Here is a 26,020-nt window from a genome sequence, read left to right on the forward strand (position 1 = left end):
CTCCCCTCTCGGGGTACTTTTCACCTTTCCCTCACGGTACTAGTTCACTATCGGTCACCAACTGTATTTAGCCTTGGAGGATGGTCCCCCCAGATTCAAGCAAGATTTCACGTGTCCCGCTCTACTTAAGAAAGTAATAAGGAGACCATTTCCTTTAATCTACCGGGCTCTCACCTTCTCTGGCTGTCCGTTCCAGGAACATTCGAATAGAAAATGGTTTTCTTACTCCTCGTTGAGTTATGGGCCTCAACACATACTTCTTGCAACCCCATAAAGACATGGGCCCCAAAGCCGTGAAGCCTCTATGGTTTAGGCTATTCCCATTTCGTTCGCCACTACTACGGGAATCTCTTTTGATTTCTCTTCCTCAGGGTACTTAGATGTTTCAGTTCCCCTGCTTACCTTCTTTGAATTAAGGGTTAGTTCAAAGATAATCCACATTTAGTGAATTGGGTTACCCCATTCGGGAATCCCCGGTTAAGTCAGCTAGACGACTAACCGAGGCTTATCGCAGTCTTGCCACGCCCTTCTTCGGCAGTTGGTGCCAAGGCATCCCCCGTGTACGCTTAGTAGCTTTATCCACAAAAAATCCCTGACAGAAAAAAAGACAGAAACTAATAAAAATTAGTTTTGTTTTCGAGAAATGAAGAATTAATATTCTTCATTCTTTTTGTCAACTTCAACATTAATGAATCCGCATTGTAGGGAATCATCAATGTCATTTATAGTTCTCTAACTAACTGGAGATAAACCTTTAGTTAGGAACTACTCTTATATTAAGAAAAACTATTCAATTATTAAGGTAAAAATAAAGACGCTGCCAGAAACTTCTAGCACCGCCTTAAGTCTGGTCTTTAAATCTTTTATGTTAGACTAAAATTATTGTCAATTCACACTCCAAATTTAAACTGAACTACAATATTACCAATTCCCTTCGATATCGTCAATGTTTTTCTGGCAATAAATTTGAATTTAAATTATATCTTTGATTTCTTCCAATCTTTCTATTGTATATGTAGGAGGGGTTATAATATCCCTATTATCATACCCTTTTACCCATATTGCGCTTAAACCACTACTCATGGCACCATGAATATCTGAATATAAATTGTCTCCAACGTGGATTGTGTCTTCAGGCATAACTTGTAAATCAATTAAGCTTTTCATAAATATTTTCCCAGATGGCTTGCTAATCAATAATTCATCTGAAAAAACCATAGAATGAAAAAATTCAAGTATTCCTAGTTGCTCTAAATATGCTTTTACAATTATCCCTGGTGTCGTTCCAGAATTAGAAATTAAACCTATTTTCAACTGCTTAGACTGGGCGTACTCAAGTATATCTAATGCACCTATTGCCAATTCAGGTGGGGCCTCATAAAAAGCAAAGCCATAATCATTTATAATTTTTCTAATAGAAGATTCACTTAACTCTTCAACAATTCCCTCTTTGATAAATGATAAATACATTAATACCTGATCTCGAAAAGATATATCTAAACCATTTTTTCTTAGCTCATCACATTCTTCATAAGTTTGTTTATAAGCATGTGCAATTTGATCCAATTCTACAGAAATATTATTCTCTCTAAGTATTTCGTAAGAACTATTTATACGTACATCCGAACGTGTTTTACCCCATTCTTGTTGATCAACTATGAGAGTTTGCCATAAATCAAAGGTTATACATTCATAAGTTTTATCCATACTAAATCTTTTCTACCCAATTATTAAAATTTATACAAAACAATTGTTATTATAGCTTGTGATATCAATAAAAAAATATGATATAATTCTCGCCATATCACCAAAAAAGCCTTATTGGCAAAGTTTTTCAATATGAAACCGGGGGGTGCTGAATTGAAATGGATAGATTATAGTAGTCCAGAGACCCTTGCTGAAGCCTTATCTTTACTTAATGAATATCAAAAAGATGCAGGTATTTTAGCAGGAGGAACTGATTTAATTGTTAAAATGAGGGCAGACCGCATTAATCCGGGTCAAATCATTGACATTAAATCAATACCTGAACTAAACCAAGTAAATATTAATTCAAATAACGATTTAACAATAGGGTCTGCAATCCCTTGTTACAAAATATATAACAATGATGACATTATGAATCTTCGCCCAGAATTGAAAGATTCTGCCTCTATCATTGGTGGTACCCAAATACAAGGAAGAGCCTCGTTTGGTGGAAATATTTGTAATGCTGCCCCAAGTGCTGATTCGGTACCTCTATTAATATCTCTGGGCGCAACGTGTAATGTACAAAGCGTTAATGGAGAAAGAGCTATCGCATTAGAAGATTTGTTCTCAGGCCCAGGCCAAACCGTACTTGAGCCAAATGAACTTCTTATTTCAATCACAATACCTAAAAAGTCAGATTTATCTGGAGCTAATTACATCCGATTTATACCAAGAAATGAAATGGATATTGCTGTTGTAGGCACAGGCGTTTCAGTAACCTTGAGTTCTAATAAAAAGAATTTCGAATCTGTAAGGGTTTCCCTTGCTTCAGTTGGGCCAACCCCAATTTTTGTGGACGGCATTGATAAGGAAGTCTCTGGGCAAGAAATAAATGATGAAAGTATTAGAGTAGTATCAAATATGGCTAAAAATGCTTCTAAACCTATAAGCGATATGAGAGGTACTGCAGAATTTAGACAACATCTTTGTGAAGTTCTCACTAGAAGAGCTTTGATAACAGCTGTAGAAAGGGCCAAGGAAGCATAATGACACAATCAAAAACATATGTACGTTGCACAATAAATGGAGAGGACACAGAATTTCTATGTGAACCAAGGCAAAGTCTTCTTGAATGTCTAAGAGACGTCTTACGACTAACTGGAACAAAAGAAGGTTGTAATGATGGGAACTGCGGAGCTTGTACTATAATGCTAGATGACAGAATTGTTACTAGTTGCTTGGTTCTTGGAGTTGAGGTTAATGGTAAAACAATTACCACTATAGAAGGTATGGCTTCACCCGAAGGACTCCACCCAGTACAACAAGCTTTTCTTGAAGAAGCTGCTTTACAATGTGGAATATGTACTCCAGGATTTCTAATAGCATCTAAGGCTCTACTAGATACAAATCCTAATCCAACCGAGGAAGAAATTAGGTTTTGGTTAGCAAATAATCTATGTCGATGCACAGGTTATGACAAAATAGTCCGTGCGGTAGTTAAAGCTGGTGAAAAGATAAGAGAGGGATAATAATGGCAACTGTAAAAAAAGATTACAAAGTTATTGGAAGTCGACCAGTACGGCATGACGGAGTAGACAAAGTAACTGGAAAAGCTATCTATAGTGCTGATTTTTCAATTTCAGACTTACTTCACGGGAAGGTTCTAAGAAGCCCAATCGCTCATGGAATTATTAAAAAAATAGACACTTCAAAAGCAGAAAAATTGCCTGGTGTACGAGCAATTGTCACATCTAAAGACTTTATTGGTTCATCAGATAAAAATATTGAGACTGCAGAAGATAGAAACGAAGGTGAAACCACCAGACTTAAATATCTTCGAGATAATGTTCTGGCTTCAGACAAACTCTTATATATAGGCCAGCCTGTAGCTGCAGTTGCTGCAACCTCATCACATATAGCAGAAGAAGCTATAAGCCTTATAGAACTTGAATATGAAACTTTGGAGCCTGTATTGAACACAACCCAGGGATTGGCTTCTAAATCAATAATCCACCAAGAACTTGAAACTAAAGAATTAGGTACAAAAGTCCCTGGTAAAACAAACTTAGCAGAACATATTCAGCACAAACTTGGTGATCCAGAGGAAGCATTTAAGCATGCTGAAATAATTGTAGAAAGAGAATTAACAACTGAAACTGTCCATCAAGGCTACATAGAACCTCATGCTGCTACTGCTTTATGGAGTAAAGATAACCGGATAACTGTTTGGTGTAGTACACAAGGGGCATTCCCTGCAAGAGATACAACAGCCGATATATTAGGTGTGCCTATTTCACAAGTTAAAGTAGTTCCTTTAGAAATAGGTGGAGGATTTGGTGGCAAAATACCAGTTTATTTAGAACCTGTAGCCGCATTATTGTCCAAAGCTACTGGCCACCCTGTTAAATTAGTTATGTCTAGAAAAGAAGTATTTGAATGCACAGGCCCAACTCCTGGAACATTAATGCGAGTCAAAATAGGTGCAGATAAATCGGGAAAATTTCTTGCTGCACAAGCACACCTTGAATTCGAAGCAGGAGCATTCCCTGGATCCCCTGTAGCTGCCGGTAGTTACTGTGTTTTTGCTGCATACGATATCCCTAATGTATTAATTGACGGGTACGATGTAATCGTAAATAAAGCTAAAACTGCTGCTTATCGCGCCCCAGGGGCAACGATGGCGGCTTTTGCGACTGAAACAGTAATTGATGAAGTTGCAGAAAAATTACAAATGGATCCTGCGGAAATAAGACTAATCAATACTGCAAAAAAAGGTACTCGTCGAGCTGACGGACCTGTATATCCAACTATAGGATGTGAAGAAGTTATAAAAACAATTAAGGACAGTGAACATTACAATTCCCCTATTACTGAACCGCATGTTGGCAGAGGAATAGCAATAGGTTACTGGTTCAATGTAGGGCTGGAATCAGCCTGTACTATTAGCCTTAGTAAAAATGGAACCATAAACCTTGTTGAAGGATCAACAGATATTGGCGGTACAAGAACATCAATAGCAATGCAAGCTGCGGAAGTACTTGGTTTGTTACCTGAAGATGTTATCCCTTCTGTTGTTGATACTGATTCAATAGGATTTACATCTGTAACTGGTGGAAGTCGTACTACTTACGCCACAGGATGGGCTGCATACGAAGCAGCAATTGACGTTAAAAATCAAATGATAGCTAAAGTTGCTGGTATTTGGTCTATTGATGCTGACAATGTTGAATTTGAAGATGGTGTATTCTTCTCAAAACAAGACACAGAGTTAAAAATGACTTTCAAAGAATTAGCTGCCAAGTCTGGAGCACCTATTGTAGGTAGAGGAAGTGTAAGTAAAGGAGGAATGGGTGCAGGGGGAGGATCATTTGCAGGCGCAATATGTGATGTAAAAATTGACCCTGAAACTGGAAAAACTACTATTTTACGATTCACTTGTGTACAAGACGCTGGAAAGGCGATATACCCAAGCTTTGTTGAAGGACAAATGCAAGGTGGGAGTGTACAAGGTATTGGCTGGGCATTAAACGAAGAATACTTTATGACAGATGATGGCAGAATGACAAACTCTAGTTTACTTGATTATCGTATGCCTACTTCTTTAGATTTACCAATGATTGACACAATAATTGTTGAAGTCCCTAGCGATGGACATCCTTACGGAGTTAGAGGTGTTGGAGAAGCTAATATAGTTTCACCTCCTGCTGCAGTAGCTAATGCAATTTACAATGCAACTGGAGTAAGACAATCCAGATTACCAATGAATCCAGCTTCAATAACTAAAGGTATTCAGGATCACAGATCTGACATCTTAAATTCTATGAATTGCTAATGTTACATGTATTTATTCCATCATTAATGCGAAAACTTACCAACGATAAACATATCGTTGAAATTAATGCTTCGAGTATTACTGAATTAATAAATAAGTTGGACGAAGAATACCCGGGTATGAAACAACAATTAACCGAGGGAAATCTTATTAAAGATGGATTGTCTGTTGTTATCAATGATGAAATATCAAACAATCCTTTATTGGAACATCTTGAAGATGGATTTGAAATACATTTTGTTCCAACTATAGGTGGAGGTACTTTTTAACAAAGGAATAGATTATGAACAATAAAAGTGATAAATATAAAAAATCTCTTGAGGAAACATACGATCAAACAACTTTGTATACCCAAGAAATCAATGACAGCACATTAGATACAAAACTAAGTTCAAAACAAAGTGTCCGCACAGTACTACAAAATCTTATAAGTGAATACCACGGCACACGTGAACAACTCTTATGGACAAAATGGGGACAAGGAATTCCACGAAGCGAAAGCAGAAGCTTGATTGCAGATTTATCTGCAGCTCGCATAGAGTTTATTTCATACTTTTTAGATATGAATGATAACCAATTGGAACAAAATGTTGCTCCAGCTGAAGGAGAATCTGCTGAAAGTCTTATAAACAAAATGTTGTTATTGGAAAAACAGTTACTATCTTTATTAAAAGAAAATAAGTAACCCATTTAAATATTATTATAGAGGTGTTGTATTATGAGCGATGGAATTTCATCCGAATTAACAAACGAATTAAATGATCAATTAAATGCCGCAATAGAATTAGTTAACAGTTTATCTGAAAAAGATCTTGAAACATTCCATTCTGAAGATACTGGAGAAGAGGGTCCTATGACTGTGAGAAGATTACTTCATAGGATTAACACTCACCACAAAGATCATATACAACATATAATCAAAGTAAGAAAAAAGCTAGGTTTTCCTGTTTCGGAGGTTGAAACTAACATTGCAGAAATTAGAGCTTCAAGAGCTTATCTAACAAGTATCATTCACTCATTAAGTGATGAAAATATGAATAAAGATATAGAAGAAAAAACCGATTTAGGTAATCTTGCCTCAGTTAGTGCTGGCGAAAACAGGTACACTATAAAAAGAATAATAGGGCACGTCATGGAAATGACTAACAATAGATTAAATCATATACGAGATTCAATTAAAAACAAATAATTACTTATTTGTTAAACTTGATAAAACTTGATTGGCAATGACTTCATATTCGGCATTAGCTTCTTCATTTTTTACAATAGTTGGGGTATCCATTAATTGATAATCGTCACGAAGATTTATACATCCTAAGAACGGAACGTCCATCTCTTCTGCAAGGCTTTCTCCACCACCACTGCCAAATTGACCACCTGAAAAGTTTTCAACCACACCGATAACATCAACGTTCATTTTTCTTATCATGTTAATAGAACGCTTTGCATCAAGTTTTGCTAATTCATGCGGAGTAGTAACTACAACAAACCCATCAAGCTGTAAATTTTGCATCACACTTAACGGAGCATCCGAAGTTCCTGGTGGTAAATCAACTACTAGAATATCCAAATCACCCCATTCAGTTGTTTGTAGAAACTGATTTATTGCATTATGAATCATAGGGCCACGCCAAATAATTGCCTCTTCTTCATTTTCTTGAAAAAACCCCATAGATACTACTTTAACACCGAATGCTTGGCCTGGTGTTATTACGCCGTTTTGATAAATTGCATCTTGATGAACTCCGATAATTTTTGGAACGTTAGGGCAGTCAACATCTGTGTCTAATATACCGACTTGTTTATCTTTATTGCCTAGCGAAACTGCCAGATTTACTGCCACGGTAGTTTTTCCAACCCCGCCTTTTCCACTATACACACCAATCTTATAAGCTATCTTGTCTAATTTGTCGTTGATTTCTTTTTTTTGTTGCCAAGATTTCTTCAAGGCCTCCAATTTAGCATTGTTTGGCTGATTCATTACACATCCTTGTTTAATTATATAGAGATCAAATACCTAATACAGCTTTTCCATCTTCTGTAATAAGATCAGGAGACCATGGTGGGTCAAATGTCATTTCAACACTTACGTCATTGATTTCCTCAATTTCAGCAATTGCCCATTCAGCTTGTTGAGCTATATAGGGGCCCATCCCGCATCCAGGCGCTGTTAAAGTCATCAACACATGAATATTATTATCACTCACATCAATATTGTATATTAATCCTAGATCTACTACATTGACTGGAATTTCTGGATCATAAACTTCTTTTAATTTTTCTAATACTTGAGCTCTAGAAACATCACTCATTATAAAACCTCCGGATAAACTTCTATTTCTTGATTTTATTATACATTGAATTGTAAACGACAACTAGAACTATAACACCAGTAAGTTGTCTTCTGGTACTATAACATGTCCTGCTAAACCTCCAAGAGGCCATTCGAAAACTACTTTCCATTCTTTATTTGTCTTAGGACCGAAGGCTTGCAATATACCAATTCTCCCATCGTAGCCACGATCAAAGTTTTGTATTTTAACCTTACAACCGTCAAAAAATTTTGGTTTCATACTATCCTCATTTATATATTCTCTTCAATTGCCATTATAGGTAGTTTATCATCATCTTCAATAATCAATATGTTTCGCAATTCTTTTATTTGGTCTCTAATCATTGCAGCTTTCTCAAATTCCAGTTGAGTTGCATATTTTTTCATATCTCGTTCCAGATCTTTGATCATATTTGCTATCTGTGCTTTATCAACAGTTAACGGTTCATTTGATTTAGAATCAGTATTTTCGTCAAATCCTGAAATTTCACGTACTCGATCAGTAATATCTTTAATACTTTTACTTATTCCAGTAGGTTCTATATTATGACAAACATTATACTGCATTTGTAGTTCACGACGTCGATTTGTTTCACTAATTGCCAAATCCATTGATCTTGTTAATTTATCAGCATACATTATCACATGGCCTTCAACGTGCCTTGCCGCGCGGCCTATAGTTTGTATTAGTGCAGACTGTGACCTCAAGTAACCTTCCTTATCAGCATCCAAAATAGCAATCAAACTGACCTCAGGTAAATCAAGCCCTTCACGAAGTAAATTAATACCTACAACTACATCATAAATACCAAATCGTAGATCTCGCAAACGATCAGTCCGTTCTAAGGTGTCTAGATCAGAGTGCAAATATGCTGTTTTTATTTTCATTTCCAGTAGATATTCTGCTAACTCCTCAGCCATCCTTTTAGTCAAAGTTGTAATTAAACACCTTTGTTTTTTGCTAATTCTATCTCTAATCTCTACAAGAAGATCATCAATTTGCCCTATAGTTGGCCTCACCTCAATAACAGGATCAAGTAATCCAGTTGGCCTTATTACTTGTTCAACAACAGATTCGCTATTCTTTAATTCATATTCCCCAGGCGTAGCAGAAACATATACAATTTGACTCACTTTTTCTGTAAATTCATCATAATTTAATGGACGGTTGTCTAATGCAGAAGGAAGTCTAAAACCATATTCAACTAAGGTTGTTTTTCTAGACATATCACCACGATACATGCCATGCAACTGTGGCAAAGTCATATGCGACTCATCTAAAAACACTATAAAATCGTCCGGAAAATAATCCAAAAGAGTCCAAGGAGCACTTCCTTTAGATCGTTGAGATAAATGTCTTGAATAATTCTCTATGCCAGAACAATAGCCCAGCTGCTGAAGCATTTCCAAATCAAAATTGGTTCTTGATTCGAGACGTTGCACTTCTAATAATTTTTCCTCTATTCTCAATTCTTTTAATCTTGTGTCTAATTCATCTCTGATAGTTCCAATACTGGTTAGCAATTTTTCTTCTGGAGTTACAAAATGTTTTGCAGGATATAATTCTACAGTTTCTCTCTCCCTCAAAACTTCGCCTGTTAAAGGGTCGAAATCCTGAATTTTCTCAACTTCATCTCCCCAAAATTGAATTCGAACTGCTAAATCTTGATAAGCAGGGACTAAGTCAATAATATCGCCCTTTAACCTAAATCTTCCACGTGCTAAATCCATATCATTTCTATCATATTGCATACCAATAAGTTGTCTGATCAATAAACCAATTTTCTTTTTGTCTCCAGTAGATACAGTAAGAACAAAACTCTGATAGTCATGAGGATCGCCAAGGCCGTATATGCACGAAACCGAAGCAACAATTATTACATCTTTTCTGCTAAGCAAAGATCTAGTTGCTGAAAGCCTAAGTTTATCAATATGTTCATTAATACTTGCATCTTTTTCAATATAGGTGTCGGTTTGAGGAACATACGCTTCTGGTTGATAATAATCATAATAACTAACAAAATATTCAACAGCATTATGAGGAAAAAATTCTCTAAATTCTGTTGCTAATTGAGCTGCTAATGTTTTATTTGGCGCCATAACAAGAGCTGGTTTTTGCATTTTTTCTATTGTTTTAGCCATGGTAAATGTTTTACCAGAACCTGTAACACCTAAAAGAACCTGTTTTGACATGCCCTTTTGCAGCCCTTTAACTAAGTTATTTATTGCCTGTGGTTGATCTCCTGTTGGTGAAAAATCCGAAACAATTTTAAATGGAATAGATTCATCATATCCTGTAATTGTATTATTGCTTACCATTAATTCAGTTCCGCAATTTTTTGTAGCAAGGTTTTAATTTTATCTTCAAAAGAAAGGCCATCTTCAAGTTTCGTATCCCTAATTGCATTTCTTATTTCTCTGTCAGAATAACCAAGGCCCTGCATAGCTGAAAAAATATTCACATCGTCAGAAGAGGTTTCTTCTGACTGAAGCCCAACAAATTGATCTAATTTATCCTTGAGCTCTAAAACTATCCTTGCTGCTGTTTTTGGACCTATACCCGAAACCGAATTTAGCATTGTTGAATCACCAATTGTTATAGAATTAACAATTTGGTTGATTTCTAAAGAATCTAATATTGCCATCGCATTTTTAGGCCCAATACCACTAACGCTAGTCAGAAAACTAAATATGGTTTTCTGACTAGTATTTACAAAACCATAAATAGTTGGATAGCCATCTTTTACAACTAAACTGGTATATAATACTGCACGTTTTCCAATTAAATTATATAAATTTCCTGACTTAGTAAGAACATTTATCGTAATGCCAAATCCTCCAACTCGTAGCGTGATGGAGTCGTCAAAAATTTCATCTATTATTCCTTCTATATATGCAATCATAATTATCCTATTATTTTATTTATTTTGATTTGTTGAGCGTGAGTTAAAGCTACAGCTATAGCATCTGCTGAATCAAAGGAAAGACCGTCTTTGACTTGTAATTGCATTTTAACACTATTTTCAACCTGAATCTTAGAGGAGTTCCCATATCCGGTTATATTGATTTTTACTTCTCTTGGCGAATAGCTTTTACAGGGGATATCTTTCTCACCAGAACCAAGAAAGACCAAACTCTGCGCTTGGCCTATTGCAATTGCAGATTTTACATTCTTATCAACAAAAGGATGTTCAACAGCTAATTCAGCGGGATTATGGATGTTTAAAATATTTATTAATTGCTGGTAGATTAAATATAAGCGCTTACTCAAATCTAAATTTGGTTTAGCTTTTAACACTCCGAAGTCAATAAGCTGGATTGCGGATTGTTGAACTTCAATAACCCCGTATCCCATTTTAATTGTTCCTGGATCGAACCCAATAATCTTCAAACTTAGTTTTCCATTAAATGCGTGAATTTAAATTGTTTGTGCATACGCTTCCAAAGCTTGGTCTGAAAAATCTGCATTAGTATACACTTTTTGAACATCATCTAGATCTTCAAATTTATCCAATAATTTTAGTATTTGAATAGCAACATTGGTCTCAACATTTAATAGTGTTTTCGGTATTTTAGATAATTCCGATTTAATTATAACCACCCCAAACTCTTCCAAGCTCTTACGAACATTTTCTAACATTTCGATAGGTGTTCTTATTTCAATATTATCATCATTGACATCCACGTCCTCAGCGCCATTATCAATGGCAAATAATACAACTTCATCTTGATCAAAATCTCCAGTTTCAACAACCACAATACCTTTTGATTCAAAATTCCAGGAAACTGATCCTGGTTCCCCAAGGTTTCCTCCTGATTTTGAAAAAGTACTACGTATTTCAGCCACAGTGCGATTTAAATTATCAGTAACAGCTTCAATAAATATTGCGGCGCCTCCTGACGCATAGCCTTCATAAGAAACTTCTTCAAATCGTTCTGTACTGTCCCCTGAAGTTCCTCCTCCTCTTTGTATTGCACGTTCAATATTTGCCAAAGGCATATTATTATCTCTGGCTTTTTGAACAGCCAATCTTAACTGAAAATTCATATCAACGTCCGTACCACCAGATCTTGCAGCTATTAATATCTCTCTTGTTAATTTAGTAAATAGCTGGCCTCTTTTAGCATCAGCAGCACCTTTTTTTCGTTTAATTGTTGACCATTTTGAGTGACCTGACATAAAACTATCTCCTATACACTGGATTTTGCTTTTCTTACTTCACGAATTTTATTCTCGATATCTCCACAAATATCTTGGTTCTCTTTGAGATACTCTTTAACCTGCTCTCTTCCTTGTCCAAGCCTAACATCTCCATATGAATAAAAAGAACCACTTTTTGTTAAGACTTCTTCTGTTACTCCAAGATCTACTATATCGGCCTCTCTACTTATTCCTTGACCAAACATAATATCAAATTCTGCTACACTAAATGGAGCCGAAACTTTATTTTTTACTATTCTAGCCCTCGATCTATTACCAATATTTTCTGTACCCCTTTTCAAGGTTTCAACTCTTCTCAAATCAATTCTTACAGAACTGTAGTATTTTAAAGCTCGACCGCCAGGAGTAACTTCTGGATTACCAAATACTACACCAATTTTTTCTCGGATTTGGTTGATAAAGATAACTGCTGTATTAGATTTGCTTACCCCTCCAGTAAGCTTACGTAGGGCCTGTGATAACAAACGAGCCTGAAGTCCCATATGTGAGTCTCCCATATCGCCTTCTAATTCAGCCCGAGGCACTAACGCAGCCACACTATCAACAACAACTAGGTCAACACCACCACTACGCACCAAATAGTCTACAATTTCTAAGGCTTGCTCAGCATCATCAGGTTGTGAAATAAGTAAATCCTCAATATTTATTCCACACTTTTCTGCGTATGACGGATCAAGCGCATGCTCCACATCGATAAAGGCTGCTATGCCTCCTGCTTTCTGTGTCTCTGCAGCAACATGATAAGCTAATGTTGTTTTACCAGATGATTCTGCACCAAATATTTCGGTTATTCTCCCTTTTGGGATACCTCCGGCACCCAATGCCACATCAACTGCAAGTGAACCTGAAGAAATTACCTCCACTGAAACTGCATCCGAGGCACCCAGTCTCATAATTGAGCCCTTGCCGAACTCTTTTTCTATTTGATTAATAGCTAAATCTAATGCTTTTTCTTTTTCTGTAGTCATGGCGTTCCTCTATAATAATTATCATACCTATCTTATATTATACCCAGAATATATCTAAACAAAATAAATTACACAAGTATTTATATTTTATCTAAAATGTTTTATTACATCCTTCATTTTTTTAATTGAATTTAATGTGAGTTCTTGTGGCATTTCCGGCCACTGCATTCTAAAAATTATACTTTCAACCCCCAAAGATTCATATCTTTTAATTTCTTCTACACACTCTTCTACATTTCCAATTATAAATCTATCTTTGACTATTTCGTCAAAAGATGTATCAAGCCGATCTGCGTCAGGTAAATCTCTTGCATGTCCCAACGAGGCTCTATCGGCATACAGAGCTTCAGCATACGGCCTTATAGTTTCTATGGCTTTTGCTTTGCTTTCATGAACATAGCATTCTCTCCAAGCCCATATTGTACCTTCAGTGCTATACTCTTTTAGAGCTTCTTTATGTAAAATTGATTGTCTGGCTATAGTTTCATATTTCGCTCTTGTGCTTATTAACCAACCATTAGCTATTCTTGCAGATCGCTTAATTCCCACATCTGCATTTGCTGCTATAAGTATTTTAGGATGAGGAGTTTGGTGAGGTTTTTTGATCCCTCTTTCAAACTCTAAATTATAAAATCTTCCTTCGTGTTTGAATGTGGATTTTTGCCATAAAGACTTCATAATATCTAGGGTTTCCAAAAACCTTGGCAATCTTTCTTTAGGGTTGAGACCAAATGCTTTAAATTGAAATTCTCTCCAACCTAACGAAACAGCTATTGTAAGCTTACCTTCTGTCATTACATCAAGTGCTGCAATTTCCTCGGCCAATGTAACTGGATTTTCTAAAGGGAGTAAATATAACGCCCCAAACTCCATGTTAGACAATTTGCCTGAAAGTCGGGACAGGAGCAATGTAGTATTAAGCATCCCATCGCCACTTGCATGGCCTCCAGCACCCCATATTCCATCAAAACCAGACTCTTGTGCCGTTAAAGTTTGTTGTTCTATATTATTTAACCAATCTTTTGAATTATGATTCGCAGAACCACTAAATAATAATAAAGAAAATTTCATTTTATCTCCTATCCAATGACTATATGTTAAAAGTCCACCAAGGTACCCCTACAAATAATACAACGATTACACATATTGCAAGCATTAATAGAGCAAATCGAAAAATCTCAGGTCCAGGTACATTTCCTTTACCAAATACTAATATCCCTGATGTACCTGCAGATACATAAAAAACCACACCATCTCCTAATATTAATGCCATCAAACCTGTAACAATTGGATCTATTCCATAAGTAGTTCCAATTAAAGTTGCTAATGGAATTACTATTGCAAGATATCCTACAATATTTGGTATCAAAAAACGTATAACAGAACAAACTACTGTTAACAACAAAAGTACTGTAAAAGTACTGTCACTACCTAATTCAACAAAGCTATTGGTTATGTCTTTAATCCAATTTGCCAAACCTGAATCTGTTATCGCAAAAGCTAAAGAAAACGAAGCGGCTATCAGTATTATTGTACCCCAATCAATGCCCTGCTCCACAACTTTCCACGAAACAACACCAAATTTAGGTAGAAGCAATATTATATTTGCAATAAGTATTGGAATTGCAGGATGAATATCATGAAAAGAATCAGTAAACCATACAAAACCTGCAAAAAGTAAAAGGGCTATGACTTTTATTTGATCTGAATTTAAATTGGTTTTTTCCAAATTCCAATTTTTCTTTTCAACACTTTGAAAACCTTTCCTATATATAAAAAATAAAAATAGTCCCCCAATAAACAATATGAAATAATAAGGAATACTTAAGAGAACAAACCATTTAAACCAGGAAATATTCATATCTAGCAAACCTGCTGCTGCAATTGGAGCGATACCACCAGTTAAAACTGCTGAAGATGCTAATCGATTCAAGGACCCTAAAGATAAAGTTATAGCTTTACCAAATCCACCACTAGGGTCTATATTCCATAAGCTGAATACTTCATCATAAACTGGAACTAAAATAGCATTTCTTGTTGTGGCTGACGGAATGAAAAATGTAAGTACTACAAACGAAAGTAAGGTTTGAAAGAAAAGTAATATAGGGTTACTTTTTGCTAACCCTATTAATATATATGCCATTTTTTCTCCCAGACCAATTTCTCTGACAATTACACCCATACCTAAAACCCCAAATAAAAATAGTGTTATAGGATTTGAGAAACCAATAAAAACGTTAGCTACACTTGTTTTGTCTGCAAATAGTCCCAAGAGTGTAATAGCCAATAAACCTGTAAGAAATGCAGGTATTATCTCAGTTATCCATAAGGATATTGCCAAAAGTAAAACTACAAATGTAATTCTTGCGTTGAGGGCTAAATCTAAATCTAATAAATTAAAACCAATGAAAACTACGAAAAACACATTAATAAATACAACTAATAATAATTTTATCGAATTTGAACGCATAGCCACACCCGGTTATAAACAAAATTTTAATTACTAATGTCTTTTACAACTTTACCCTCAATAATAACAACTTTAATTTTATCAATATCTTTTAAAATCGATATGTCTTTTTCAGGATTACCATCAACTAATATGATATCAGCAGTTTTACCAACTTCTATTGATCCTAATTCTTTATCAATACCTAGTAACTCAGCACTTTTTAATGTTGCTGAATTAATTGCTGATAAATTATCCATACCAGCACTTACTAATAATTCAATTTCTCTCGCGTTTGAACCTGGTGGTGAACCAGGTCTTGGTCCATCTGAACCAACGGCAATTGGGAGTTTATGTTTAAGGTATTCTTCAAAATTATCTCTTTGTATCGTAGCCATTGGTCTTCCTCGATTTAATCTGTATTGAGGATAACGTTGCTCAGCGTCAGGTTGTAGATAACTATTAAATGCATTCATGGTAGGTACTAAAAATGTACCATTATCAGCCATTAATTTTATAGTTTCCAAATCAATCATGACTCCATGTTCGATACTATCAATACCTTCTAACACACAGTCTCTAACCGATTCAGATGAATATGCGTGTGCTGCAACCTTGCGATTTAATCTATGAGCTTCATCTGTAATAGCTTTTATTTCTGATCGTTCTACTTCAGTATCCCATGGAAGAGTATATGCGTCTGATCCAACTCTACCACTAGCGATTAATTTAATAACGTCAGCTCCATGATAAAACTGATACCTAGCAGCTCTTCGCGCTTCATCTGCACCAGAGAATATACCAGATTTCATATCAGGTATATCTATTTCATGTCTCAAATACCCAAGCTCACCTGAAACAGTTGACATAAGCATCTCGCCAGAAGCAATCATTCTGGGGCCAGCAATCATTCCTCTTTGAAAAGCATTTTTCATAGCCACGTCTATAAATCCATATGTCCCCATATTTCTTACAGTAGTGAATCCAGATTGTAGAATCTTTTCACAACTATCTATTGCTCTAACAGTTAGAAATGGAATCGTTTCAGTTAAAAATCCACTTTGGTCTACTTCATAACCCTGTGTGATATGAATATGAGTATCCATCATACCTGGCATGACAGTAATTCCAGCGATATCTAACACTTGATCATCTATATTTATTTCATACGGAAACTCATCACTATTACCAATCCATTCAATTTTTCCGCTATCAATGCGGATTGATTGGTTTTTAACTGGAGCATTGCCCGTACCATCAATTACATTACAATTTTTAATTACTAGTACCATAAAAAATCCTCACCAATTTTTATACTTGTTAATTAACGGAATCCTTCTATCCCTACCAAAATTTCTAGGGGTAATTTTTACCCCAGGAGGAGACTGCTTTCTTTTATATTCACTCCTATCAAGTAACAATGTAGCTCTTTTAACCACCGCTTCATCATAACCTAGATCAACAATTTCTTGAAAAGATCTATCTTCCTCCACATAATATTTTAAGATTGCATCTAGTATGTCATAGGGAGGTAAAGAATCTTCATCCTTTTGATCTTCTCTTAATTCTGCACTAGGTGGTTTGGTAATTATCATTTCAGGTATTAGATCTGTATTTTGTATGGTATTTATATATCTACACAATTCATATACTAATGTCTTTGGAACGTCTTTTAGTACAGCAAATCCACCAGCCATGTCACCATACAAAGTACTATAACCAGTTGCCATCTCGCTTTTGTTACCTGTAATCAAAGTAATCCAATTAAATTTATTAGATAAGGCCATTAATATATTACCGCGTATTCTTGCTTGAAGATTTTCTTCAGCAACATCTATACTAGTACCTTCAAAAGACTCAGATAGCATTTCTAAAAACGCAATATACGCAGGTTCTATAGGTATGATTTTTGTCTGTATTCCAAGATTACTTGCCAGTAGTTGTGAATCAGTAATACTACCCTCAGAAGAAAAACGAGAAGGCATAATAACCCCTAATACATTTTCTTTCCCAAAAGCTTGTACGGCAATATAACAAGTTAATGCTGAGTCAATACCTCCCGATAACCCCAATAAAACTTTTGAAAATCCACTTTTATTTACATAATCCCGAGTGCCTAAAATTAATGCTTTACGGATTTGCTCTAATTTATCGATTTCTACATTGTGATTATTAGGTATTGTTCTGAGTTTTTTATTCTTAAAAGTGTTTGAAACAAAAATATTTGTATTACTTTCTACAAAATTTCCTGTTTCTTCTAGATTAAGATCAGTGATTATAAGATCTTCTTCAAAAGCCTTTCCTCGGGAAATAATTTCTCCAGCCGGATTTAAAACCACACTTCCTCCATCAAAAACAAGCTCATCTTGCCCACCAACCATATTTGTATAACTAATATACAAATTATTGTGTAATGCGCGCTCTTTAAGCATATTTTCACGAATATATCTTTTTTCTGTATCGAAAGGAGAACCATTAATATTCAATATTAATTGTGCACCTAAACCAGCTTGATCTTTGGTTGGTCCATCTTCAAACCAAATATCTTCACATATATTTATCCCTACAGTTATTCCGTTAATTAAATATACAGGGTTGTTTTTTCCAGATATAAAATATCTCTTTTCGTCGAATACACCATAATTGGGGAGGATCTTTTTATCATAAAAATTAATGATTTTTCTGTCATGTATAACAGCTGCAGAATTTAGTAGTCCACTATCCTCTCGCGCTAAACCAATGATTGCAGTTATTCCTTGTGTAGACTTTGTAACTTCTTCTAAATGTTTCTTTATGTCATTTATGAAGTGAGTCTTAAATAGTAAATCTTCAGGTGGATATCCAGTTAAAGCAAGCTCTGGAAAAGTGATAACATCTACATTTTCCTTTTGAGCTTGTTTTATGTAATTCTTAATCTTCTCCGTGTTGCCTTGAATATCGCCCACAACCGGATTAATTTGCGCCATTGCTATCCTAAGCGTTTGCATATCCACACCTAATACAAAAAGTAAATAAACTGAAGTATACCATAGTCTGTAATCGTATATATTATCTAGGTAATGCCCCCGGTAAACTCTGAGGTAATTCAGTAACTCCCATAAGATATTTATCTATATGATATGCAGCTTCTCTACCTTCAGCTATAGCCCAAACAACAAGCGATTGTCCTCTATGCATATCGCCAGCAGAAAAAACCTTATCAATATTCGTCATATGTTGCATATTTGTATTAACGTTATTGCGTCCGTCAAGTTCAATTCCAAGTTGGTCAATAATCCCTTCTTGTTGTGGATGCACAAAACCCATTGCCAATAAAACTAAATCAACTTCTATTTCAAACTCAGTGCCCGGAATTTCTGACATTTTTGGCCTTCCATTTTCATCCTGTGTCCACTCAATTTTTATACCTTGTAATGATTTTAGTATACCATTCTCGCCAGAAAAGGATTTGGTTAGCACGCTAAATTCTCTTGTGCCTCCTTCTTCATGGGCAGAAGAAATTCTAAGAATAAGAGGCCAATAAGGCCATGGATTATTGACTGATCTTTCAACTGGTGGCTCTGAAAGTAATTCGTATTGATAAATTATTTCTGCTCCTTGTCTATGTGCTGTTCCTAAGCAATCTGCACCAGTGTCACCACCACCAATAATAACAACCTTCTTACCTTCAGCAGAAATTTTTTTATCTGGATTTATATACTCTCCAGAAAGTTCTTTATTTTGCTGACTTAGATATTCCATTGCAAAATAAACCCCTTTAAGATCTCTTCCCGGGATCGGTAAATCCCGAGGTATAGTTGATCCTCCACTTAAACAAATAGCATCATATGAGTCTAATAATTCATCGTGTTTTATATCAATTCCTATATTAGTTCCAGTTACAAACTTAATCCCTTCTTCAGACATTAAATTAACTCTTCTCTGAACAACAGATTTTTCTAGTTTAAATTCAGGAATTCCGATTCGTAATAATCCTCCAATGTAATCATCTCTCTCATAGACTGTGACCGAGTGTCCAGATTTATTTAATTGATGTGCAGCAGCTAAGCCTGCTGGTCCTGAACCAACGATAGCAACCTTTTTTCCAGTTCTTATTTTGGGTTGTTGAGGCACAACCCATCCGTTTTCAAAACCTGTTTCTATAATCGATTTTTCAATGTATTCTATAGTCACAGGATCCTGATTAATATTTAAAACACAAGCTGCTTCACATGGAGCAGGGCAAATTCTTCCTGTAAATTCAGGAAAATTGTTTGTTGAATGCAATACTTCTAGTGCCTTTTGCCATTCGCCTTTATAGACTAGATCATTAAATTCTGGAATTATATTTCCTAAAGGACATCCAGTGTGACAAAATGGAACGCCACAATCCATGCAGCGAGCTCCTTGATCTCTTATCTCTGATTCTGGCCATTTCAAATATATTTCTTTCCAATTTGCTATTCTTGCATTAGCATCTATTTTTTTTGGTGTTTCTCTTTTAAAATCCTTGAATCCCAATGGTTTACCCATTCAAAATCTTCTCCATTTCTTTCGGTAATGCTAAACCTTGTTGTTCCAAAACAAGCGCATATGCACTTGGCATAACTTTTATAAACGATTCTTTTGCCTGTTCCCAATTATTGAGAATTTTATTTGCATTTTCACTACCTGTATATTCAAGATGATTTTCAATCAAATTTTTCAAAACAATCTCATCTTCAGAAATATCTAAAGGGCCAATTTTTACCATTTCACCATTACATTTATCGATAAATGTTCCATATGGATCATAAACATATGAAATACCTCCACTCATACCTGCAGCAAAATTTCTGCCAGTACTTCCTAAAACCACAACGATACCACCAGTCATATATTCACAGCCATGATCACCAACACCTTCAACAACCGCCATTGCACCACTATTTCTTACAGCAAACCGCTCGCCAGCCATTCCTCTCAAATACATTTCGCCACCAGTAGCGCCATACAAACTAACGTTACCAGTAATGATATTTTCTTCAGGGATAAATTTAGATTCCTTAGGAGGTTTTACCGAGATTCTTCCTCCAGACATTCCCTTACCAATGTAATCATTTGCATCACCTTCTAAATTGAAAGTTATTCCTTTGGCCAAAAAAGCCCCAAAGCTCTGACCTGCAGAACCTTTGAACTCTACATTTATGGTGTTCTCTTTTAGTCCATCCTCACCATATTTTTTTGCCACCTCTCCACTTAACATCGCACCAACTGTCCTATTAGAATTCTTAATTTGATGTGAAATGGTTACCTTTTCCCCGGTATTAATAGCTAATTCTGCATTTTCAATCAAAATATTATCTAATGCTTTATCCAAAGCATGGTCTTGATCTGAAACACAGTATGTATCTACTTCGTCAAATCTTTGTGGTTTATATAGTAATTTAGAAAAATCTAATCCTTTTGCCTTCCAATGATCAATCGCTACTCTACTATCTAGCTTATCTACTCGACCAATCATTTCATTAACTGTTTTAAATCCTAAACTTGCCATAATTTCTCGCATATGTTCAGCTATGAAATAAAAATAATTTATAACGTATTCAGGCTTTCCTGCAAAATTTTTCCTCAGTTCAGAATCTTGAGTTGCTATACCTACAGAACAAGCATTTAAGTGGCATTTTCTCAACATAATGCAACCCATTGTTACCAAAGGTGCTGTAGCAAAACCAAATTCCTCTGCGCCAAGCAAACAAGCAATTGCTACATCTCTTCCTGTTTTAAGTTGGCCGTCTGCCTGAACAACAATTCTCCCTCTTAAATCGTTTTCTACTAAAACCTGTTGAGTTTCAGCAATACCTAATTCCCAAGGCAATCCAGCATGTTTAATTGATGTTTCGGGAGAGGCTCCTGTTCCCCCACTATCTCCACTTATAAGCACGACGTCGCCATGCCCTTTTGATACACCAGCAGCAATGGTGCCAACTCCTGCTTCAGCTACTAGCTTTACATGTATTCTTGCATTTGAGTTTACATTTTTTAAATCATGGATAAGTTGTGCTAAGTCCTCTATAGAATAAATATCATGATGGGGGGGTGGTGAAATTAATTCAACACCAGGCGTTGTATGTCTAACCCATCCAATATAGTCATCCACTTTATGTCCTGGTAATTGCCCGCCTTCTCCAGGTTTTGAACCTTGTGCCATTTTAATTTGCAAATCTGTTGCATTGACTAAATAGTTAGTAGTAACACCAAATCTTCCAGAGGCTACTTGTTTTATAGCGCTGTTTCTATTTTCGCCATCTTCATCTAAAGAAAACCTTCTTGAATCTTCGCCGCCTTCCCCCGTATTGCTACGAGCTCCTATTTTGTTCATGGCAATAGCTAAGGTTTCATGGGCTTCAGGACTAATTGCTCCTAGTGATATAGCACCTGTAGCAAACCTTTTAACTATATTGTCGGCAGATTCAACTTCAGAGATATCTAAGGGTGTAGATATTTCCTTAAATTCTAATAAGCCACGCAAAGTAGATAATTGCTGATCTTGTTTATCAATCAATTCTGCAAATTCTTTGTAAACAGAATATGAGCCTATTCGAGCTGATTCCTGGAGTTTGGCTATAGCAAAAGGATTATACATATGATATTCACCATCACGTCTCCATTGATATTGTCCTCCTGAATCCAAATCTAGTAATGTAGGACCTCTCTCCTCGGAAAAACCTTTAGAATGCCTTTCAATCATATCTAATTCTAATTCTTCTATACCAATTCCACCAATTCTTGATGGAGTCCAACAAAAGTATTTTTCTATTAATTTATCATTAAAACCTATGCACTCAAATATTTGAGCTCCACGATAACTCTGAATAGTAGAAATACCCATTTTTGATGCGATTTTTAACAAACCTTTGTGAATAGCTTTTTTATAATTTAGAACAGCATATTCTAAATCTTTAACATTTATTTCTCCCTTATCTAACATTGAACCAAGAGTTGCGTAAGCTAGATAAGGATTAATTGCTGCTGCACCATAACCTAGCAAAAGAGCAAAGTGCATTACTTCCCTTGGTTCTCCAGATTCAACAATTAATCCAGCCTTGGAACGCAAACCTCTTCTAATTAAATCATGATGAACTGCAGCAAGGATTAAAAGTGAGGGAATTGCAGCCATTTCACCTGAAACCCCCCGATCAGATAAAATTATCAGGGTATTACCTTCATTTATAGCATCCGAAACTCTTTCACAAATTTTGTTGATAGTTTCTTCTAAATTCTCATTTTTATTTTCAATACTATACAAACAACTGACAGTTGCTGTTTTTAAACCAGGATTATTCAAGTTTTTTATTTGTGCTAATTCTTGATTAGTTAAAATAGGTGATGATAGTTTTAATTGCCGGCAATGAATGTCAGTTTCCTTAAACAATTCCTGCTCGCAACCAACAGGTGCCTCTAATGAAGTCACCAACTCTTCTCTTATTGCATCTAATGGCGGATTACTAACCTGTGCAAATAATTGTTTAAAATAAGAAAATACAGATTGTGTTTTATTTGAAAGAATAGCGATAGGTGTATCTGTTCCCATAGAACCAATAGCCTCAGCTCCATTTTGTCCCATTGGTACTAAAAGCATCCTTAATTCTTCATCCGTATAACCGAAGGACCTTTGTAATTGTGATACATTCTCAATATTATCTTTTGTTTCGGCAGTAGATGTTTTAGGTAAATTCTCTAATCTAGTTAGATTTTCAGTCACCCATTTCTGATAAGGCTGTAGTTTAGCAAGATCTTCTTTTATTTCATTGTCAAAAATAATCCTGCCTTGTTCTGGGTCAACAATCATCATTTTTCCTGGTTGTAGTCTTCCTCTGGTTTGAATTTTTTCAGAATCTAGTTCTAAAACACCTGTTTCTGAAGACATCACAATTAAACCATCATTTGTAACAGAATAACGAAATGGCCTTAATCCATTTCTGTCTAAATTGGCACCGATTTGTTTTCCATTGGTAAACGCAACGAGAGCAGGTCCATCCCAAGGCTCCATAAGACACGAATGATATTCATAAAATGCCCGAAGTTCAGGAGAAATAGAATTATCACCTTCCCACGCCTGTGGTACCATCATAGCCATTACATGTGGTAATGAACGACCACTCAATGTAAGTAATTCAAATACTTTATCTAGAGAAGCTGTGTCGCTATCGCCTTGTTCAAGTATAGGAACAATTTTTGTAACATCTTCCCCAAAAGAGTCAGATGTTATAATCTTTTCTCTAGAAGACATCCAATTACTATTTCCTCTAACAGTATTAATTTCACCATTATGGGCAACATATCTGTAAGGGTGTGATAATTTCCATTTCCCTAAAGTATTCGTACTAAATCGAGAATGAACTAATCCAAACCAAGATTTAAATAAAGTATCTTTCAAATCTGGATAGAAGTCTTTTACTTGTTCAGGGGTTAATAGCCCTTTGTAAACAATTGTTCGACAAGAAAAACTACAGAAATAAAAATCATCAGGACTGTTTAAATCTATTGAAGAAGAAGATATTTCTATCCTTCTTCTAAGTACGTATAATTTTTTTTCAAAATCATCTTCATTATTTATATTAGAAGGTTTTTTAACAAAAACTTGCATAATCAAAGGCATAGAAGATTTAGCATCATACCCAATTATTTCATCCTTTACCGGGACTTCTCTCCATGACAATAATTCAATATTTTCGTCTTTAACTATTTCTTCAATTAGATTTTTGCAAACTTCTTTGTCTTTTGTATTATTGGGTATAAAAACCATACCTACGGCATATTCACCTATATCAGGTATATTCACATTGCTTGCCATTAATTGTTTTGCAAAAAATTCATGTGGAATTGAAAGTAATATACCTCCTCCATCTCCAGTATCAGGGTCAGCCCCACAAGCACCTCTATGGGCTAAATTATCCAGAATTGTTAACCCTTGCTCTATTATTTTATTTGAAGCCTTACCATGAATGTTCGCAACCATTCCAACACCACATGCATCGTGATCGAATGATGGATAATACAAACCTTTATTTTTATTATTATAATTAAAACTCACGACTCCCCTTCCTATAGCATCGATAGGTATTTATCTATCTCATAACCACTAACGTGACGGCTATATTCAGCCCATTCTAATTTTTTATTTTTTATAAAGTTATAAAACGCATCTTCTCCAAGACAATTGTACATTAATTCACTATTCTCAAAAAAGTGCAATGCTTCCGAAAGATTAGTGGGTAAAGACTCTATACTCTGGGCACTTCTTTGAATCTGGTCCATCTTGTTTATATCTTGTTCAACAGGAATAGGAATCTCGTACTTGTTTTCTATACCTGCCAAACCCGCTGCAAGAATAGCACTAAATGCCAGATAGGGATTACATGCTGAATCAGGTGATCGATATTCAATTCTAACAGAATTTTCTCTTCCTTTTCTGTATGATGGAACCCTAATAAGATCTCCCCTATTAAGTTTTGACCATGAAATGTATCCTGGTGCTTCAAATCCAGAAACAAGCCGTTTGTAAGAGTTGACCCATTGATTAGTTATAGCCGTAATTTCTTTGGCATGCTTCATAAGCCCAGCAATAAAATACTTCGCAGTATCTGAAATAAAATCGTCACCTGTTCCATCGTCTTTATAAAATTGATTTATATCTCCTTTAAACAAAGACATATCCATATGCATTCCATTACCATGTAAACCTTCTACTGGTTTGGGCATAAAACTCGCGTGAATTCCGTGTTTCTGTGCAATTTCTTTGACAGCAAGTTTATAGGTCATAACATTATCTGCCATAGTTAACGCATCTGTATGCCGTAAGTTTATTTCATGTTGACTCGGAGAAACCTCATGATGGCTATATTCAACAGGTATTCCTATTTCTTCTAAGGCTAATACTGTTTCTCTTCGAAGTTCTGTTCCTATATCAGAGGTTTGGTCAAAATATCCAGCAGAATCTAATATTTCAGTTGAATTAGAGTCTTTGAAATAATAGTATTCTGTTTCTGGAGACAATAAAAAGGTGTAACCAAGCCGATATGCCCTTTCTAAGTTTGATTTTAGTATAGCCCTAGGATCGCCTAAATGAGGTGAACCGTCTGGTCGAAACACATCACAGAACATTTTACCAACAGCCCCATCTGAAGGACGCCATGGTAAAACCTTAAATGTGGTGGGGTCAGGAATTAAAACTAGGTCACTTTCCTCGTTTCTAGCTATTGCTCCTATAGATGCTCCGTCAAAAGTCATACCATCTCTTAGAGAATTTTCGAGCTCAGCCACATTTAAGGACACGCCCTTTAAGTTACCTAAAATATCAGTAAACCAGAGTCGCACAAAACGAACATCACTGCCATGTACGGTCTCTGTGACAAATTTAATAGCTTCATCTCTACTTTTTTCTTGATCCATAGAAATTCCATTTCTGACAAGAATAGGGGAGAACTAAAGTCTCCCCTATTTGAATTCTTATTGCTTCAATAACGCTTAAATTTAGTGTAAGTAATAGATTTGTACTTGTCAACGA

Annotated in this window: 22 protein-coding genes and 1 rRNA gene; 6 read left to right on the plus strand and 17 right to left on the minus strand. The window is 35.6% G+C overall.

All coding sequences use genetic code 11. The features are described from left to right. A 23S ribosomal RNA gene (locus FI695_04840) occupies positions 1-581 on the minus strand; the annotation flags it as partial. A gap of 391 nt (positions 582-972) precedes the next feature. Then, complete coding sequence (locus FI695_04845; GenBank protein MQG51289.1) at positions 973-1,707, minus strand: HAD family hydrolase; 735 nt, start codon at positions 1,705-1,707, stop codon at positions 973-975. Between the two features lie 132 nt (positions 1,708-1,839). Between FI695_04845 and FI695_04850 the strand changes: the two genes are divergently transcribed. From FI695_04850 to FI695_04875, 6 genes are read left to right on the plus strand one after another with little or no spacing between them, the layout of a single operon-like run. After that, the gene (locus tag FI695_04850; GenBank protein ID MQG51290.1) at positions 1,840-2,736 is read left to right on the plus strand and encodes a xanthine dehydrogenase family protein subunit M; all 897 of its coding nucleotides are present in this window, start codon (positions 1,840-1,842) and stop codon (positions 2,734-2,736) included. After that, complete coding sequence (locus tag FI695_04855) at positions 2,736-3,218, plus strand: (2Fe-2S)-binding protein (GenBank protein ID MQG51291.1); 483 nt, start codon at positions 2,736-2,738, stop codon at positions 3,216-3,218. The genes FI695_04850 and FI695_04855 overlap by 1 nt, the downstream gene beginning before the upstream one ends. Before the next feature lie 2 nt (positions 3,219-3,220). After that, on the plus strand, positions 3,221-5,521 hold the full coding sequence (locus tag FI695_04860; GenBank protein ID MQG51292.1) for a xanthine dehydrogenase family protein molybdopterin-binding subunit: 2,301 nt from the start codon (positions 3,221-3,223) through the stop codon (positions 5,519-5,521). After that, positions 5,521-5,790 (plus strand): MoaD/ThiS family protein, encoded by a 270-nt coding sequence (locus FI695_04865; GenBank protein MQG51293.1) that lies wholly within the window; start codon positions 5,521-5,523, stop codon positions 5,788-5,790. The genes FI695_04860 and FI695_04865 overlap by 1 nt, the downstream gene beginning before the upstream one ends. 14 nt (positions 5,791-5,804) lie before the next feature. Then, a complete protein-coding gene (locus FI695_04870; GenBank protein ID MQG51294.1) occupies positions 5,805-6,206 on the plus strand; it encodes a hypothetical protein in 402 nt (133 codons plus the stop codon). Positions 6,207-6,239: 33 nt separating this feature from the next. Next, positions 6,240-6,710, plus strand: coding sequence for a DinB family protein (locus tag FI695_04875; protein ID MQG51295.1), 471 nt, complete (start codon positions 6,240-6,242; stop codon positions 6,708-6,710). Here FI695_04875 and FI695_04880 read toward each other — a convergent pair whose 3' ends face one another. The 15 genes from FI695_04880 to FI695_04950 form a co-directional block, all read right to left on the minus strand. Beyond that, positions 6,711-7,502: an Mrp/NBP35 family ATP-binding protein gene (locus FI695_04880; protein MQG51296.1), complete on the minus strand. Its 792-nt coding sequence runs from the start codon at positions 7,500-7,502 to the stop codon at positions 6,711-6,713. Positions 7,503-7,530: 28 nt separating this feature from the next. Then, on the minus strand, positions 7,531-7,833 hold the full coding sequence (locus FI695_04885; GenBank protein MQG51297.1) for a metal-sulfur cluster assembly factor: 303 nt from the start codon (positions 7,831-7,833) through the stop codon (positions 7,531-7,533). A 69-nt stretch (positions 7,834-7,902) separates the two neighbouring features. Further along, on the minus strand, positions 7,903-8,094 hold the full coding sequence (locus FI695_04890) for a hypothetical protein (GenBank protein ID MQG51298.1): 192 nt from the start codon (positions 8,092-8,094) through the stop codon (positions 7,903-7,905). Between the two features lie 11 nt (positions 8,095-8,105). Continuing rightward, a complete protein-coding gene (gene uvrB, locus FI695_04895) occupies positions 8,106-10,133 on the minus strand; it encodes an excinuclease ABC subunit UvrB (protein MQG51299.1) in 2,028 nt (675 codons plus the stop codon). Positions 10,134-10,171: 38 nt separating this feature from the next. Continuing rightward, entirely contained in the window at positions 10,172-10,756 is a 585-nt protein-coding gene (gene ruvA, locus FI695_04900; GenBank protein ID MQG51300.1) for a Holliday junction branch migration protein RuvA, read from the minus strand. Positions 10,757-10,758: 2 nt separating this feature from the next. Then, on the minus strand, positions 10,759-11,244 hold the full coding sequence (ruvC, locus tag FI695_04905; GenBank protein MQG51301.1) for a crossover junction endodeoxyribonuclease RuvC: 486 nt from the start codon (positions 11,242-11,244) through the stop codon (positions 10,759-10,761). A 27-nt stretch (positions 11,245-11,271) separates the two neighbouring features. Beyond that, complete coding sequence (locus tag FI695_04910; GenBank protein MQG51302.1) at positions 11,272-12,033, minus strand: YebC/PmpR family DNA-binding transcriptional regulator; 762 nt, start codon at positions 12,031-12,033, stop codon at positions 11,272-11,274. An 11-nt stretch (positions 12,034-12,044) separates the two neighbouring features. After that, on the minus strand, positions 12,045-13,043 hold the full coding sequence (recA, locus tag FI695_04915; protein ID MQG51303.1) for a recombinase RecA: 999 nt from the start codon (positions 13,041-13,043) through the stop codon (positions 12,045-12,047). Between the two features lie 87 nt (positions 13,044-13,130). Next, entirely contained in the window at positions 13,131-14,114 is a 984-nt protein-coding gene (locus tag FI695_04920; GenBank protein MQG51304.1) for an LLM class flavin-dependent oxidoreductase, read from the minus strand. 19 nt (positions 14,115-14,133) lie between these two features. Continuing rightward, entirely contained in the window at positions 14,134-15,513 is a 1,380-nt protein-coding gene (locus tag FI695_04925; GenBank protein MQG51305.1) for a hypothetical protein, read from the minus strand. Positions 15,514-15,539: 26 nt separating this feature from the next. Then, positions 15,540-16,784: an amidohydrolase family protein gene (locus tag FI695_04930; protein MQG51306.1), complete on the minus strand. Its 1,245-nt coding sequence runs from the start codon at positions 16,782-16,784 to the stop codon at positions 15,540-15,542. Between the two features lie 9 nt (positions 16,785-16,793). Beyond that, entirely contained in the window at positions 16,794-18,479 is a 1,686-nt protein-coding gene (locus tag FI695_04935) for an NAD+ synthase (protein MQG51307.1), read from the minus strand. A 61-nt stretch (positions 18,480-18,540) separates the two neighbouring features. Further along, positions 18,541-20,004, minus strand: a complete 1,464-nt coding sequence (locus FI695_04940; GenBank protein ID MQG51308.1) for a glutamate synthase subunit beta — start codon at positions 20,002-20,004, stop codon at positions 18,541-18,543. After that, entirely contained in the window at positions 19,997-24,547 is a 4,551-nt protein-coding gene (gene gltB / locus FI695_04945) for a glutamate synthase large subunit (protein ID MQG51309.1), read from the minus strand. The genes FI695_04940 and gltB overlap by 8 nt, the downstream gene beginning before the upstream one ends. 11 nt (positions 24,548-24,558) lie before the next feature. Further along, positions 24,559-25,905 (minus strand): glutamine synthetase, encoded by a 1,347-nt coding sequence (locus tag FI695_04950; GenBank protein MQG51310.1) that lies wholly within the window; start codon positions 25,903-25,905, stop codon positions 24,559-24,561. Between the last annotated feature and the right edge of the window lie 115 nt (positions 25,906-26,020).

The sequence above is a fragment of the SAR202 cluster bacterium genome (assembly GCA_009392515.1).
Taxonomy (GTDB): Bacteria; Chloroflexota; Dehalococcoidia; order Lucifugimonadales; family UBA6952; genus UBA6952.

Excerpts from the sequence above, each read along its gene's own strand:
- FI695_04870 (MQG51294.1), top strand. The coding sequence starts at position 5,805 with ATGAACAATAAAAGTGATAAATATAAAAAATCTCTTGAGGAAACATAC.
- FI695_04845 (MQG51289.1), bottom strand. The coding sequence starts at position 1,707 with ATGGATAAAACTTATGAATGTATAACCTTTGATTTATGGCAAACTCTC.
- FI695_04940 (MQG51308.1), bottom strand. The coding sequence starts at position 20,004 with ATGGGTAAACCATTGGGATTCAAGGATTTTAAAAGAGAAACACCAAAA.
- FI695_04890 (MQG51298.1), bottom strand. The coding sequence starts at position 8,094 with ATGAAACCAAAATTTTTTGACGGTTGTAAGGTTAAAATACAAAACTTT.
- FI695_04860 (MQG51292.1), top strand. The coding sequence starts at position 3,221 with ATGGCAACTGTAAAAAAAGATTACAAAGTTATTGGAAGTCGACCAGTA.
- FI695_04910 (MQG51302.1), bottom strand. The coding sequence starts at position 12,033 with ATGTCAGGTCACTCAAAATGGTCAACAATTAAACGAAAAAAAGGTGCT.
- recA (MQG51303.1), bottom strand. The coding sequence starts at position 13,043 with ATGACTACAGAAAAAGAAAAAGCATTAGATTTAGCTATTAATCAAATA.
- FI695_04920 (MQG51304.1), bottom strand. The coding sequence starts at position 14,114 with ATGAAATTTTCTTTATTATTATTTAGTGGTTCTGCGAATCATAATTCA.
- FI695_04950 (MQG51310.1), bottom strand. The coding sequence starts at position 25,905 with ATGGATCAAGAAAAAAGTAGAGATGAAGCTATTAAATTTGTCACAGAG.
- FI695_04885 (MQG51297.1), bottom strand. The coding sequence starts at position 7,833 with ATGAGTGATGTTTCTAGAGCTCAAGTATTAGAAAAATTAAAAGAAGTT.
- FI695_04935 (MQG51307.1), bottom strand. The coding sequence starts at position 18,479 with ATGCAAACGCTTAGGATAGCAATGGCGCAAATTAATCCGGTTGTGGGC.
- FI695_04930 (MQG51306.1), bottom strand. The coding sequence starts at position 16,784 with ATGGTACTAGTAATTAAAAATTGTAATGTAATTGATGGTACGGGCAAT.
- FI695_04925 (MQG51305.1), bottom strand. The coding sequence starts at position 15,513 with ATGCGTTCAAATTCGATAAAATTATTATTAGTTGTATTTATTAATGTG.
- FI695_04865 (MQG51293.1), top strand. The coding sequence starts at position 5,521 with ATGTTACATGTATTTATTCCATCATTAATGCGAAAACTTACCAACGAT.
- FI695_04880 (MQG51296.1), bottom strand. The coding sequence starts at position 7,502 with ATGAATCAGCCAAACAATGCTAAATTGGAGGCCTTGAAGAAATCTTGG.
- FI695_04875 (MQG51295.1), top strand. The coding sequence starts at position 6,240 with ATGAGCGATGGAATTTCATCCGAATTAACAAACGAATTAAATGATCAA.
- FI695_04850 (MQG51290.1), top strand. The coding sequence starts at position 1,840 with ATGAAACCGGGGGGTGCTGAATTGAAATGGATAGATTATAGTAGTCCA.
- FI695_04855 (MQG51291.1), top strand. The coding sequence starts at position 2,736 with ATGACACAATCAAAAACATATGTACGTTGCACAATAAATGGAGAGGAC.
- ruvA (MQG51300.1), bottom strand. The coding sequence starts at position 10,756 with ATGATTGCATATATAGAAGGAATAATAGATGAAATTTTTGACGACTCC.